The 13,402-nt window shown below is 67.6% G+C and carries 11 protein-coding genes; 3 read left to right on the top strand and 8 right to left on the bottom strand.

The annotated features are described in order from the left end of the window. Nucleotides 1-90 precede the first annotated feature (90 nt). The 3 genes from ACX25U_RS02685 (at nucleotide 91) to ACX25U_RS02675 (ending at nucleotide 4,129) form a co-directional block, all read left to right on the top strand. Nucleotides 91-1,638, top strand: a complete 1,548-nt coding sequence (locus ACX25U_RS02685) for an AMP-binding protein (RefSeq protein ID WP_454388708.1) — start codon at nucleotides 91-93, stop codon at nucleotides 1,636-1,638. A 92-nt stretch (nucleotides 1,639-1,730) separates the two neighbouring features. Further along, the gene (locus ACX25U_RS02680; RefSeq protein WP_454388706.1) at nucleotides 1,731-2,978 is read left to right on the top strand and encodes an acyl-CoA dehydrogenase family protein; all 1,248 of its coding nucleotides are present in this window, start codon (nucleotides 1,731-1,733) and stop codon (nucleotides 2,976-2,978) included. 590 nt (nucleotides 2,979-3,568) lie between these two features. After that, nucleotides 3,569-4,129 carry an adenylate kinase gene (locus ACX25U_RS02675; RefSeq protein ID WP_454388704.1) on the top strand — a complete coding sequence of 187 codons (561 nt, stop codon included), beginning with the start codon at nucleotides 3,569-3,571 and terminating at the stop codon, nucleotides 4,127-4,129. On the opposite strand, the gene ACX25U_RS02670 is transcribed toward ACX25U_RS02675, so the two are convergent. The 8 genes from ACX25U_RS02670 to ACX25U_RS02635 all read right to left on the bottom strand — a co-directional run bounded on the left by ACX25U_RS02670 (nucleotide 4,030) and on the right by ACX25U_RS02635 (nucleotide 13,231). Continuing rightward, nucleotides 4,030-4,305 carry a transposase gene (locus ACX25U_RS02670; RefSeq protein WP_454388702.1) on the bottom strand — a complete coding sequence of 92 codons (276 nt, stop codon included), beginning with the start codon at nucleotides 4,303-4,305 and terminating at the stop codon, nucleotides 4,030-4,032. The two genes, ACX25U_RS02675 and ACX25U_RS02670, sit on opposite strands and share 100 nt — an antisense overlap. A 241-nt stretch (nucleotides 4,306-4,546) precedes the next feature. Then, the gene (locus tag ACX25U_RS02665) at nucleotides 4,547-4,978 is read right to left on the bottom strand and encodes a nuclear transport factor 2 family protein (protein ID WP_454388700.1); all 432 of its coding nucleotides are present in this window, start codon (nucleotides 4,976-4,978) and stop codon (nucleotides 4,547-4,549) included. Nucleotides 4,979-5,070: 92 nt separating this feature from the next. Next, a complete protein-coding gene (locus ACX25U_RS02660) occupies nucleotides 5,071-6,126 on the bottom strand; it encodes an LLM class flavin-dependent oxidoreductase (protein WP_454388698.1) in 1,056 nt (351 codons plus the stop codon). 61 nt (nucleotides 6,127-6,187) lie between these two features. Then, complete coding sequence (locus ACX25U_RS02655) at nucleotides 6,188-7,267, bottom strand: zinc-dependent alcohol dehydrogenase (protein WP_454388696.1); 1,080 nt, start codon at nucleotides 7,265-7,267, stop codon at nucleotides 6,188-6,190. Nucleotides 7,268-7,372: 105 nt separating this feature from the next. Further along, a complete protein-coding gene (locus ACX25U_RS02650; RefSeq protein ID WP_454388694.1) occupies nucleotides 7,373-9,043 on the bottom strand; it encodes an FAD-dependent oxidoreductase in 1,671 nt (556 codons plus the stop codon). Between the two features lie 235 nt (nucleotides 9,044-9,278). Next, nucleotides 9,279-11,024 (bottom strand): PEP-utilizing enzyme, encoded by a 1,746-nt coding sequence (locus tag ACX25U_RS02645; protein ID WP_454388692.1) that lies wholly within the window; start codon nucleotides 11,022-11,024, stop codon nucleotides 9,279-9,281. A gap of 485 nt (nucleotides 11,025-11,509) precedes the next feature. Beyond that, on the bottom strand, nucleotides 11,510-12,697 hold the full coding sequence (locus ACX25U_RS02640) for a cytochrome P450 (RefSeq protein ID WP_454388690.1): 1,188 nt from the start codon (nucleotides 12,695-12,697) through the stop codon (nucleotides 11,510-11,512). Between the two features lie 315 nt (nucleotides 12,698-13,012). Further along, on the bottom strand, nucleotides 13,013-13,231 hold the full coding sequence (locus ACX25U_RS02635) for a ferredoxin (RefSeq protein WP_454388688.1): 219 nt from the start codon (nucleotides 13,229-13,231) through the stop codon (nucleotides 13,013-13,015). Nucleotides 13,232-13,402 lie beyond the last annotated feature (171 nt).

Raw genomic sequence — 13,402 nt, 5'->3', positions numbered from 1 at the left:
ACGTTGTGTCATAGATAGTCGATGTGTAGAGTTCTTTTTCTGGCCGCGCCACTCGGCGGCCGTCCGTAGTGGGACGACGAGGTGATCGGATTGACGTTCGCAGCCGGGTTCGCCGCTTCGCGGCCGACGGAGATCGCGGTACGGGATGCCAGGACGGAGCTGACCTGGGCCCAGGTCGACGACGTGCTCCGGCCGGCGGTCAATGCGCTGCTCGGGTTGGAACTCGGCCCGGCCCGGCGCATCGCCGTGTTCGCCGAGAACTCCGCAACGACTGTGCTCGCCTACGCGGCGGCGACTCTGTCCGGGGCCTCGGCCGTGCCGGTGAACTTCCACCTCACCGCGGCCGAGGCGGCCTACATCCTGACCGACTCCGGCGCCCGGGCGGTGTTCGTCGACGGGCGGACGGCTCAGGTCGGCCTGCAGGCCGCACGTGAGGCCGGTATCGACACCGTGATCGGCTGGGACGGCGCTCACGGGACCCCCGGCGTCGTCGACTGGGCGGAGTGGTTGGCAGCCGCGTCCGACGCCGAGCCACCCACCGACGCGCAGCCCCGCCCCACCCTCGTCTACACCTCCGGCACGACCGGCCGTCCCAAGGGAGTGGAACTGCCCCCCACGTCGTTCGTGGGGGGCGCCGACGTCGCCGAGCACGTGCAACGGCTGCGCTCCGGCTCGATGCTGAAGCACGGGCGGCACCTGATCGTCGGCCCCATGTACCACAGCGGCCCCCTGGCGGGAACCCGGCTCTTCATCGGCGGGGCGCCGGTGACGGTGCTCGGCCGCTTCGACGCCGAGACGGTCCTCGCGGCGATCGAACGGGACGGAATCGGCTCCTCGATCATGGTGCCCACCCACTTCCGGCGACTGCTCGCCCTCCCCGACGAGGTGCGGGCGCGCTACGACACCTCGTCGCTGCGCTATGTGCTCCAGGTCGGCGCCAAGTGCCCGGCCGACGTCAAGCGAGCCATGATCGACTGGTGGGGCCCCTTGGTCTGGGAGAGCTACGGGGCCAGCGAGGTCGGATCCACCTGCGTGATCAGCGCGAAGGAGTGGCTGGAGCGCCCCGGGTCCGTGGGGCGCCCGATCGCGCCGTTCGAGGCGTTCGTGCTCGACGCCCGTGGCGAGCACGCTCCCGCCGGGACGGAGGGTCCGTTGTACTTCCGCGACACCACCGGCCACGGCATCGTCTACCACGGCTCGCACGGGCAGTCCGGCGACGGTGCCGAGCCGGGCGTCTTCACCCTGGGCGAGATCGGCTACATCGACCACGACGGCTACGTCTACATCACCGACCGGTTCTCGGACATGGTCGTCTCCGGCGGGGTCAACATCTACCCGGCCGAGTCCGAGCAGGTGCTCGCCACGCATCCGGCCGTCGCCGACGTCGCGTGCATCGGGGTGCCGGACGCGGAGATGGGTGAGCGGCTCGTGGCGCTCGTCGTGCCGGTCGACCCGGCCTGCCCGCCGACGGAGCGCGAGTTGATCGAGTACTGCAGGGCGCGGCTCACGCACTACAAGTGCCCGCGCGGTGCGAAGGTCGTGCCGTCGCTGGGTCGCAGCGGCATGGGGAAGATCAACAAGCGGGCGCTGCGCAGGCCGTACTGGGTGGACCAGCAGACGGCGCGCCCTTCCGCGTAAGGCGGGCCGGATCGACGCGCTGTTTTTCACATAAGTTCTATTTATGAAATATCTACCTTACAAGTATATCTGTGCTTCGGAAGGGGACGGGCGTGCCCGAGAAACCACAGCAGCAGACCCCCGATCTCGAACAGTTCCGCGCGGAGGCGAAGGTCTTCCTCGACCGTGCCGCGCGCCCGCGTCGAGGCCGCGGGACCGGGGAGGCATGGGGTGAGGGTGACGACCGTGTGAGCCTGTTCCGCGGTGCCACGGTCGAGGAGGCCGAGGAGGCGCGCAAATGGCGGCGGACGGTCTTCGACGCCGGGTTCGGCTGGATCACCGGGCCGGTGGAGCTCGGCGGGCGCGGCCTGCCCCGGCGATATGAGCAGGCCTACCTGCGGCTGGAACGCGACTACGAGACCCCGTCCCGATCCCCGCTCGGGGTCAGCTTGGGTATGGTCGGCCCCACCTTGGCGCAGTTCGGCTCGCCGGAGGCCGTCAAGCGGTGGCTGTGCGCGATCTACCGTGGTGACTCCGTCGGCTGCCAGCTGTTCAGCGAACCCGGCGCGGGCTCCGACCTCGCCGCCGTCTCCACCCGGGCCACCCGGCGCGGCGACGACTGGGTGATCAGCGGGCAGAAGGTCTGGACCTCCGGCGCGCACTTCTCCGACGTCGGCCTGCTGCTGGCCCGGACCTCTCCCTCGCCACGGCACGGGAACCTGACCGCCTTCGTGATCGACATGCACGCCCCCGGCGTCGAGGTCCGCCCGTTGCGCCAGATGACCGGCGGCGCCGACTTCAACGAGGTCTTCCTCAACGACGTCGTCGTCCCCGACGCCTACCGCCTCGGCGACATCGACGGCGGCTGGAAGGTCGCGGTGGCGACTCTCCTGCACGAGCGCGGTGCGATCGGCGGCGCAGCCGGCGGCGGCAGCGGACTGTTCCGGATGGAACGCCTGGTCGCGATGCTCCGGCAACTCGGCCGTACCGACGACCCGGAGGTGCGGCAGGCCTATGCCCGGCTCCACGCGGGCGTGGTCGCGGCCAAGGAGATGCGCGCCCGTGCCGAGGCCGCCGCGAAGGCCGGTAAGGCCCCGGGAGCGGAGATGTCGCTGTCGAAGCTCGCACTGACGCAGAACCTGGCCGCTCTCGCGGACCTCGTCAGCGTCGCCCTCGGGCCGAAACTGCTCACCGACACCGGCGAGTGGGGCACCTTCGCCTGGGCGGAGTTCGTGCTCGGCGTCCCCGGCTTCCGGTTGGGCGGTGGCACCGACGAGATCCAGCGCAACATCATCGCCGAGCGCGTGCTCGGGCTGCCGAAGGAGCCGGCGATCGCGCAGTCCCCGAACGGCGACGGCTGAGAGGGACAGGAGGGCCGAGTGCCGACCACGTGGCGGTGATCGGGACTGCGCCTGTCGTTCAGCCCCTCATTCGGCCACTTCACCGGACCGGCCACGGATTTCGATGTCCGCTGGATGCCGAGCAGCTCTGGAGGGTCGCGCGTGTTGCTGAACACCCGTGAATTACCGGCCAGGGCCGTGATGGTGGGCCTGCGGGCCGCCGCTACCCGCGTCGGGTTCCAGGCCTGCTCCGGCCCAGGAGGAAGGCAGCCGTCGACCTGGCCCGGCCCCCGAGCACCGTCACGAGCACGGCGCGTGCCTCACGTCGCCTCGGACTGCGGGCGGATCGGCGTCGACCGGCTGCGTGCGGTGCTCGCCGGACCCGCGCTGCCGCACGGACCAGCGGCCCGATGCGCCTACTCGACCAGACGGACCGTTCTGCCACATCCACAGCCGTGCGAAGGACGGCTCCCATTGATCCGGCCGTTCTTCACCGCGCCGGAGAGCGGCCGTGCATCCAACCGCCCGGCCGCACTCTCGTAACGACCGCGGTCTCTCGCCGGCCTCCGGCGCGGCAGCCATCCACAGCGACAGAAAGGCACGCCCCGCTGATGCGAATCGTTCTCGTCGGCCCTCCCGGTGCGGGCAAGGGCACCCAGGCCGCAGTCCTGAGCAGGAAACTCGACATCCCCCACGTCTCCACGGGCGATCTGTTCCGGGAGCACGTCGGAAGGCAGACCCCGCTCGGCCAGGAGGCGAAGCAGTACCTCGACGGGGGCGAGCTGGTACCCGACCACATCACCAACGGCATGGTCCGCCAGCGGCTCGGCGAGCCGGACGCGCGGCGTGGCTTCCTCCTCGACGGCTTCCCGCGCACTGTCGAACAGGCGGAGGAGCTCTCCGGCATGCTGGCCGAAGCGGGAACCGGACTCGACACCGTGGTGGAGCTCACCGTCCCCGAGGACGTGGTGGTGGAGCGGCTGTTGGGCCGCGGGCGTCCGGATGACACCGAGGGTGTCATCCGGCGTCGGCAGCAGGTCTACCGGACCCAAACAGCCCCGCTGCTCGAGCACTACGCCGGCCTCCTGCGAACGGTCCAGGCCGTCGGACCGGTCGAGGAGATCACCGGCCGAGTGCTCGGCGCCCTGCCGTACCGCCACCGAGTGGAGTGACCGGTAGCACCCTCGCCCCGGTCGGCCTTGGCCCGCTTGTACCAGCCGCGCAGGGCCTCGGGGCTGACCCCGGTTTCCCGGGCAACCTCGGTGACCGTGCGGCCCGAGGAGTCGACGAGCGCGATGACGCCGCGCTTGAACTCCTCCGTGTACCGCTTGCTGAACTTGCTTCCCACCGGGCGCTACTTCCTCCGGGATCTCATGGCCCAGTCTCCAAGTGTCCGGTCACAAGGGGAAGCCTCATCATGCCTCAGCCCGATGTACCGGACACATCGCGATCATGCAGTGCCCCTGGGCGTCGGTCGCAGGGAACGACGACGTCCAGGGCCGCCGCATTCATGGGATGGGAATCCCCTTGAATGCGGCGGCCCAGTCGGACTCCAGCCTCAGGGGCCCGCTCCGCCGGCCCCTCGCGACTCAGTCCGAGGCAGCGGAGAAGAGGTCCACCATCGCCTTGGTGTCCTTGTAGTAGACGTCGATGTCCTGGATCTTCCCGTCCACCATCGTGTAGATCTCGACCATCGGGACACTCAGAGTGGCACCGGTCGACTTCGAGGTGAAGTTGGCCGTCTGACGAGTGATGACAATGCCGTCGCCGGCGTCGAACACCTCGATGTCGGTCGGGGCCAGTTCGGTGATCGACCCAATGGTGTCCATCAGGTTCCGGAGCCCTTCCCGGCCCTTCCAGTCACCGCCGTAGGGCAGGCTCTCGGCCTCGTGAACGGCGATGTCTTCCTGGAACGGATCCGCCTGCTCGGCCGGACCCATGTCGGCGAGGTCTCCCTTCATGCCCTCCTCGGCCAGCAGGCCCAGAGTCCCTTTGACGACTATTGCGTCCCTTGAGGCCATGGCGATTCTTCCCTTCGTCGTCGTTACTGAGCCCGCGGTGGGTGGCTCGTCGTTCCATCCCATCGCCGGCGGTCTCCGGATTTCGTGTCCACCTACCGGGCGGCCTGTCCCGCCGAGCCGGGAGAGGCCGTTCGCGCCTGGCCGCGCAGGCCCTCTGCTTCCAGTTGGGGGAGAACACGGCTCGCGAAGAGTTCGAGGCTCTGCCAGGAGAGCTCTGGTGGCAGTCCGCCCAGCAGCGGGTGCATGCGGAGCTCGTAGTCCGGATCCAGATCCCGGCAGCGCTTGAGGCACTCCTCCGGCGTGATCACCCACATGTCCGGGTCGGCCTTGAGGTCATCGATGTTCGACAGGGTCTTCCAGTAACCGTTCACCTGGACGTTTCCCCGCTCGCGAGCCCACTGCGCATAGAGGTTGCTGGCGTGCATGAGGTGCGGTGCCAACTGCGACCAAGCCCGCTCGGGGTCTTCCGTGACATGGACGAAGGCGGGACCGTGCCGGGGAAACGGTTCCGGGGCCGGGCGGCCGAGTCGCTCGCATTCACTCTCGAAATAGTGGTAGAGCTCTTCGGTGGCCGGCCGGTATCCCAGGCCGAGTCGGGCGGCGCGTCGTGCCGAAGGCTTGGCATTACCCCCGATATGGATGACCGGGCCACCCGGAGTGGCGGGCTTGGGCGTTACCCGTACGGTCTTGCCCTCGTACTCGAACTCCTCGCCCGTCCATGCCTGGCGCAGTACTTCCAGGTGGTTCTCGAATATCGCCGCACGCTTCGGGTAGTCCACCCCGAACATCTCGAACTCGTGGGGTCGGTAACCGATACCGGCTGTGATCAGGATGCGCCCGGAGCCCGCGATCAGCTCCAGCACCGCCAGGTCTTCCGCCAACCGCAGCGGGTGATGCATCGTGATGCAGAGAGCCGAGAAATGCAGATCGATCTTTTTGGTGCTCCCGGCGATCGCCGCTGCGAGAACAAGGGGGGAGGGGCAGTAGTTGTCCTCGGCGCCATGGTGCTCCGCCAGATAGACAGTCTCGAAACCCTGGCCGTCAGCCCACCTGCACTGCTCCACTGCCGCCGCGTAAAGGGCGCCGGGCGCTGCAGAAGAGGGCCCCAGATCGGGGGCGCGCATGTCGTAACGCAGTCCGATTTTCATATGACCGCGAACCTCCTCGGAATAATGCCGTACTTTGTCGTGCGCTGGGTGAGCACCGTGATCAGGAGCGCTGCGGCCGACGGGGGTCGACCAGCACCTTGATGTCCCGTGATGTACCGTCAGCCATTTCCCGCAACGTCGCCTCCACCTGATCGAGCGCGACCGTGCGGGTGTGCACGGGCTCCGCGAGCACCCGACCCGACGCCATGAACTCCATGGCTCGCTCGAGGTCGCTGCGCGCATAACCGGCTGATCCGATGACGGAGACTTCCTTGGCGAGCCAGAGCCTGGGGGAGATCGTCGCCGTCTGCGCATCGCCGAGGATCACGACACCGCCTCCCGGCCGTGCGAGGTCGACAGCCTGCTGGACAGCGCCGTCCTCGCCCACACAGTCGAATACGACGTCGGCTCCGGCCCCGCCGGTGAGGTCGTCGAGGAGCTTCTGCGTGGAACCATCGGGAGGCGCGACGAAGTCCGCGTGCAGTTCCTCCGCCTTGGCACGGCGTTCCTCCAACGGCTCCACAACGAGGACCCTGGCGGCCCCCGCCACACGAGCCCACTGGAGCACGAACAGCCCGATCGGGCCGCCGCCGAGTACTACGACCGTGTCGCCAAGGGTGATCGCACTGCGTGAGACACCGTGCAAGGCAATCGCCGACGGCTCGACCATGGCCGCTGCCACATCGGACAGGCCCGGCGGGACCGGCAGCACACGGTAGTCCGCGACGGTGATCGACCGGGCGAAGCCACCGTGCGGCGGCGCATGCCGATCACGGCCTCTGGCCACCGCCATGACCGTCCCGCAGAACTGCGCCCGCCCGCCCCGGCACGCCGGACAATCCCCGCAGGGTTCGGGCACAGCGATGACGACCCTCTCGCCGGGCGTCACATCACGGACTTCGCTCCCCACCCCGGAGACCCGGCCCACCCACTCGTGCCCGCACAGACTCGGCCCGTGTCCGCTGCCGGAGCGGTATGCCTTGACCTCGGCGACGCAGAGCCCGCACAAGCTGATGTCAACACAGACCTGCCGCGGGCCAGGCTCGGAGACCTCGAACTCAACCAGCTCGAACCGACCTGGTGCCGTGATGAGCCCTGCTTGGATGACACCTTGACGCACGGCATCGCTTTCCGCGATCACACGCTGCTCCTTCGCCGTACCTGTCCGGGACTCCGGTCATCGATGCACATGCCGCCTTCGGCCACCGCTGCCGCAGGGCACGTCAACGCCCGGTCGTGCTGTTGATCATGCGGCCGTTCCGGCAGCCTGACGCTCCTTTGCCGCGTTCACGTCGAGGGCGGCGAGGTAACCGAGCAGCAGTCCGCGGGCGTTGCCGATACCGCTCTGGTAGCCGGTGACGTCCATCCGGGCTGCCGCGTTGCCGGCCGCGTACAGGCCTTCGATCGCCTCGCCCCTCGCGCTGAGCACCCGCCCCTGGGAGTCGACCTTCAAACCGGCGGTGGCGAGCGACGTGCCGACCGGCGTGAGAGGAATGGCGTAGAAGGGCGGTTCGGCCAGCGGACCGAGGCAGGAGTTGGGCTTGATGCGCATATCGCCGACGAAGCGCTGACTCCAGGGGAGCCTGCCGCGCCCGAAGTCCTCGTCCACCCCGTCCGCGCAGAAACCGTTGAACCTCTCGACCGTGGCCACCAGGCCGTCGGCGTCGATACCCGCTGCCCCGGCCAATGACCGCAGATCGCCGGCCTCCGAGGCGAGTCCCTCGGGCAGCGGCTGACCGGGCGGGAGCGTCTGAAGCCCGTAGGTGGCGAGGCAGGCAGCGTCGAACACCAACCAGGCAGGCTGGTTCGGCCTCCTCTGCTCGATGCCGTCGTACCGTGAGAACGCCGAGTTGATGTCGTGATAGAACGACTCGTCGGCGAAGCGCTGTCCCGCGGAGTTGACGATGATGCCGCCCGGCTTGGCGCCGGCGAGCCCTTGGAACAAGGGCAGTCCGTCGCGCTCGTGGCCGGGAATGTGAAAGCCGAGGTTCAGTGGAGTGCACTCCGGTCGCGCCGACGCGACCATGCCCCCGATCTCGGTGGCCATCGTGATGTGATCGCCTGAGACGGTGGTGGGCGCCATGCTGTCCAGGCGCGGAAGGTGCTCGAACGAGCGCACAAATTCCGAGTTCCAGTCGTAGCCGCCGGTCGCGAGCAGAACGGCCCGCGTACGGAGGATTTCCCTGCCGTCCTCTGTCTCGACTTCCACACCTGTGATCCGCCCGTTCTCACGGATCAGCCGCACAGCACGTGTCTCGGTGCGCATCTCGACGTTGCGCTCGCCCGCCGCCAGTACCAGGCTGGCCGAGAGTGCCGCGCCCGCACAGAGCTCTCCCCGGGAGATGTGCCGCTCCACCGCGGCGGCGATTTCGGTGGGGTCGCCGCCTGCCGCGACGAGATCCGGTGTACCGACCAGGTCGCTGCCGAAGGGCGACGGGCCCACGAAACGATCCCTCAGTTCGCCCAGCCTGGCTGCCTCGAACGGAGCGACCTCCAGATAACGGCCCTCCGCCTTGGAACCCGGCGCATCGGGGAAGAAGTAGTCGGGGTAGTCACGCACCACTTCGAACCGGACGCCGGCCTTGTCCCGGAGGAACTCGATGACCTCGTCGCCCCGCTCGACATAGGAGCGCTGGAGTTCCTCGTCCGCGAGCCCGGAGGAGAGGAACTGGAGGTAGGCGAGAGTGTCGGTGACGCTGTCCTCGATGTCCAGCTCCCGCTCGGCCCGGGTGGCGCCAAGCCAGACCTGGCCCGCCGACAGTGCGGTGACGCCGCCAAGGCGGGTGTCCGCTTCGACCACAAGGGCGCGGCCACCGTGCTCGGCGACCGTGATGGCACCGGTCAGCCCACCGGCTCCCGAACCGACGCAGATGAGATCGTAGGTGTTGTCACTCGGTGCCGACCCATTGGTGTGCACAGCGTTTCCCTTCATCCGGCCGAGTCGCGGAATGATCTGTAGTCCGGTGTGCTGTCGAGCCACTTCTCGGTTGCTGATCAGCTCCGTGGAAGCGCAATCCGAGGGGCCGCCGGGTGCTGGGGAGATCCACGGATCTCTCCAGCACCCGGCGTGGTGCTTGCTCCACCGGTCAGTCCCGAATGTTCTCGCCCAAGGGCTCTCGGATCCGACCGGATCGCTGGATGGCCTGGTGGTGTCAGTGCACTGTCACCGTGCCGGCGGTTCCGTTCACGGTGATCATCGTTCCGGTCTTGATCCGCTTGGTGGCCTGGTCGACTCCCAGAACGGAAGGGATGCCCAGCTCACGGCTGACGATCGCAGCGTGGCTGAGCGGCGAGCCGACATTGACGACGACAGCGGCGCAGGTGGTGAACAGCGGTGTCCAGCCGGGGTCCGTCTCAGGTGCGACCAGGATCTCCCCCGGCTCCAGTTCCTCTGCCTCCGCAGGGTCGTTGATCACGCGTGCGATCCCTGTCGCCGAGCCGGAGCACGCTCCCAGGCCGGTCAGGATGTCGCCCGGCCGTACCGGTGGCAGCGTCGAAGGAGCCGACTGCTTCGCCCATTCGGTGGCCGGCGGCACTTCGCCGCTGACCACTACGAAGGGAGGTTCAAGGGATTCGAGCTCTTCCTTCCAGGCCTTGCGCTCGGTGATGAGCCCGACCGCGGAGTCGGGGTCACCGAGCATTGCTTCGACTTCGTCGAGGCGGAGCAAGGACAAGTCGTCGATCGACTCCAGGACACCCGATTCGGTGAATCGGCGGCCGATCTCGCGCAGAGGCAGCCGAGCCTCGTGCAGGGCGCGAATGAAATTGGTCTTGCTCAGCTCACGCGCGGGCATCCACACGGACAGCGCCTTGAGTGCCATCTCGAGCTTGCCCAGCTGCTCCGGCTGGCCCGCCAAGCGTGCGCGGAGTTGAGCGGTGAGCGCCTCCCGCTCCTCGCGTACCCGAGGGGCTGTCCGGTGCGGAGCCTTGTCCTCGGGCAGCAGACGCATCCGTTCGACGAGTCCGAGGGCGATCTCGGGGTGGGTCTCCCAGGTGGGCGGGAACACGTCCCACTCCTGCGTCGAACGCGAACCGAACTCGAACAGGAAATCCTCGAAGGCCTTGACGAAACGTTGTGAGACAGCGTCACCGTTGGTGCGGAGCCGCTGGTAGGCCCCTTTGGGATCGCTGTCGAATTCGGCTGTCAGTTCAGGGGACGCGGCTACGAGCCGACCGAGCTCCCACAGCCCCGTCGAGGGTGCGGCAGATGCGACCCCGCCCCAGCCGCCCATCAACCGGACCGCCAGAGTGGGGTCCTCGAAGGGAGCGAGGGCTTCCTCCAGCAGGCCGGTGACCACGGAGGACTCGTAGATCATCAGCAAGTGCTTGTGCAGGAACCCCGCGACGTGCTCCTCCCAGACTTTCGCATAGTAAGCGAGGAGGTCGCTGTTGGTCAGGGCCGAATAGCCCGGGCGCCGTGCCCGGAGTTCGGCCGCCGCCTCGGCGTCCTCGTCCAGGTCCGGGCGTGATTCCGTGGAGAAGACGCGCTCGATGGATTTCAGGATGCGCTCGGTGTATTGCGACGCACCGTCCTCGGGCTGAGGCTCGTACGGCGGGGCGCCCTTGCTGTCGCCGAGGTACGTCCGGTCCATCAATTCCGCGCTGGCGCCCGGCATGCGTACGCCGAAGACCCGCTGAATCGACAGATTCATATAGATGTACCCGTGCACGACACCCAGGATGTCGAGATCGTCCGAACGGAACTCGCTCTCGTCGAACGCTCCGAAGTCCACCAGCGCCTTGCGCCACGCGGTCTCGGACAGCCAGCCGCTGATGGTCGTCTGCTGCAGCGGCGAGGCGACCATGCCGGCGACCTCTCCCGCGTTCCCGCGGGTGTACACCGGAAAACGCTCACTCAGTCCGTTGTCGACCACCCATGGACGGCGGATATCAACCATCTACGGCCTCCCCTTACCGGCCTTCAGTGCTCGCCGCATGACCGCACGGCGCTGCGCCTGATGCCTCAGGATGTGTTGTGGATCACAATCTAGTTGTGTGCCAAATTATTTGTCAATAGACAGATGCTTTATCCGTGCGCGGATCGGATGCTCCCGTGCGTAGCGGGCGCGTCAGGGCGGTCGAGTGCGCACTTCTGCGTAGAAACGCATGGACAAGCAGGTCCAGACGTTGCCCGTCTGCGACTTCGAGTAGAGGTAACCGTGATCGCGACCTCGCCCAGACATTATTTGGTCCACGACCATTAGGTCGATGCGATGGAAGCGGGTATCGAGTCGGAACCAGGGCCACCAGAGGCTGTTCAGTGGCCGGCCGGGGCTCCAGGCCCGGCGGCAACAGCTCACTCCTGTCATGACTGCGACAGTGAGTGACAGCCATCGCCGACGGGCTCTGGCGGCGCCACTTCCGGATGTGGGAATGGCCGGACTTACCCGGCGACCGGGTCGAATGCGAGGGTCAGGCTGGTCGGGGCGAATACTGCTCCGGCTTCGTACTGAGGGCCGGAGTCGGGGTCTTCGAGGCGCAGGTTGGTGATGCGCTTGAACAGTTCGTCGAAGGCGATCTCGATCTGGAGCTGGGCCAAAGTGGCCCCGATGCAACGGTGGATGCCGAAGCCGAACGCCAGGTGTCCGCCGTTGCGCTCGGTGAAGTTCAGCCGGTCGGCATCCTGGAACTGGTTCTTGTCCCGGTTGGCGGAGGCGAAGAGGAGCATCACTATGTCCCCGGCCTTCAGGGGGGTGTCTCCGAGGGTGCAGTCCTTGGTGACCAGGCGTCGCAGTGCCAGCACCGGGGACTCGAAACGCAGGAACTCGTCCAGGTCGTTGCGGACCCACTTCGGGTCCCGCAATCTGGCTTCCAGGTCGGGATGCCTTGCCACGCTCGCTGCGATATTGGCGATCGCGGCGCGGGTGGTGTCCAGTCCTCCGATGAACAGCACGGTGACTATCCCGATGCGTTCCTCGGTCGTCAGGGGGCGGCCGTCCACCTCACCCCGTGCGATGGCCGCGATCAGGCCATCGCGGTCATCGCACGGGTTCTGCCGCTCCGCCATGTACTCGGCGGCGAGTGCCGCGACGGCTTGGTACGCTTCTGGGCTGTTCTCCTTGGCCACGCGTTCGACGGCGGCGACCGCCCGTGCCATGCGCACCTCGTCGTCCTCGTCGAACACGATCTTCGCAGCGGTCGCCGAGGTGAACGGAATGGCGAACTCGCTGACGAATTCGCATCGGCCCTCGTCGACGAAGGCGTCTATCGCGTTGCGCGCCATCTCCCGCATCACCGTCTCGTGCTTACGCAGGTACGGGCGTGTGAAGTAGCGGTTGAGCAACTTCCGGAAATCCCCGTGCAACGGAGGGTCCACGTCCAGTGGCGGCAGGGGAACCGGGCTGGGGAGCGGGGAGGACTCGACCGATGAGAAGGTGGACGGGTCCGCGAGCACCTCTTTGAGCTCTTTGTAACGCGTAACGAGGTACAGGCCCCCGTTGGCGGAACTGTGGACCACAGGACACTTCTCCCGGGCGTACTCCGTCACCTCCCGCATCCTGGGGAAGTGTGCGCCGTTGAAGATGTCGAAGTGCCGGACCAGCTGAGCCAGTTCCTCGGTGGTGTCCTTCATGCCCGCACCGCCCCGGGCCGGAACGTCATGGGAAGGGCTCGCGGACCGCGAAGAACAAAGCTGGGGTGATAGACCATGGTTTCCACCTCCGCTGTCAGAGTGATGTCGTCCAAGCAGTCGAGAAGGACCTTGATTGCGATGGCCGCCTCGGTCAGGGGCTGCTCCCCTTCCAGACGCGCGGCAAGAAGGTCGGTCAGCAGACCGTCGGCCGGCTGCCTGGTGGAGGGTCCGTGAGGTGCTCCACCGGCCGTCGCCCGCTGACCCGTTGACGAGGAGCGGCGGTGACGCTCACCGCGGCGAGGTGAGGGGAGGCGGTCACTGCTGTCCGGTTCCGTGAAGGGAGGAGGCTAATACCACTTCGATCGACTCGGTCGGGCAGTCGTCAACGGCATCCCGTACGTCCTGCTCAAGTCGCTCCGGAACCGTATCGACCATGACCAGGACGGTCCCGTCGCCCTCGATCCGGAACACCTCGGGAACGTTGGCCTCGCAAAGGCCGCAGCCCTCGCAGGTGCCTTTGACGATGACGCGCACAGGCGGCCTCCTCGCTCTCGTGGCTGCCCGAGCCTAGCTAACAAGTCGTTACCTAGATAGCCTATGGTTAGACTTTTTTAACCTGTTGGTGCCGTGGGCGGCTCGGCCGCCGGTGGGGGTCCACGCCGTTCGGCGGCTTTCGACGCGCCGACCTGGCCAGGCGGACCGGAA

The organism is Streptomyces sp. JNUCC 63 (assembly GCF_054366325.1).
This window is presented reverse-complemented; position numbering and strand designations above follow the sequence as displayed.

What these genes read in the sequence shown, in the direction of transcription:
- ACX25U_RS02665 (WP_454388700.1), bottom strand. Translation starts at nt 4,978, where the DNA reads ATGGCCTCAAGGGACGCAATAGTCGTCAAAGGGACTCTGGGCCTGCTG.
- ACX25U_RS02645 (WP_454388692.1), bottom strand. Translation starts at nt 11,024, where the DNA reads ATGGTTGATATCCGCCGTCCATGGGTGGTCGACAACGGACTGAGTGAG.
- ACX25U_RS02660 (WP_454388698.1), bottom strand. Translation starts at nt 6,126, where the DNA reads ATGAAAATCGGACTGCGTTACGACATGCGCGCCCCCGATCTGGGGCCC.
- ACX25U_RS02675 (WP_454388704.1), top strand. Translation starts at nt 3,569, where the DNA reads ATGCGAATCGTTCTCGTCGGCCCTCCCGGTGCGGGCAAGGGCACCCAG.
- ACX25U_RS02640 (WP_454388690.1), bottom strand. Translation starts at nt 12,697, where the DNA reads ATGAAGGACACCACCGAGGAACTGGCTCAGCTGGTCCGGCACTTCGAC.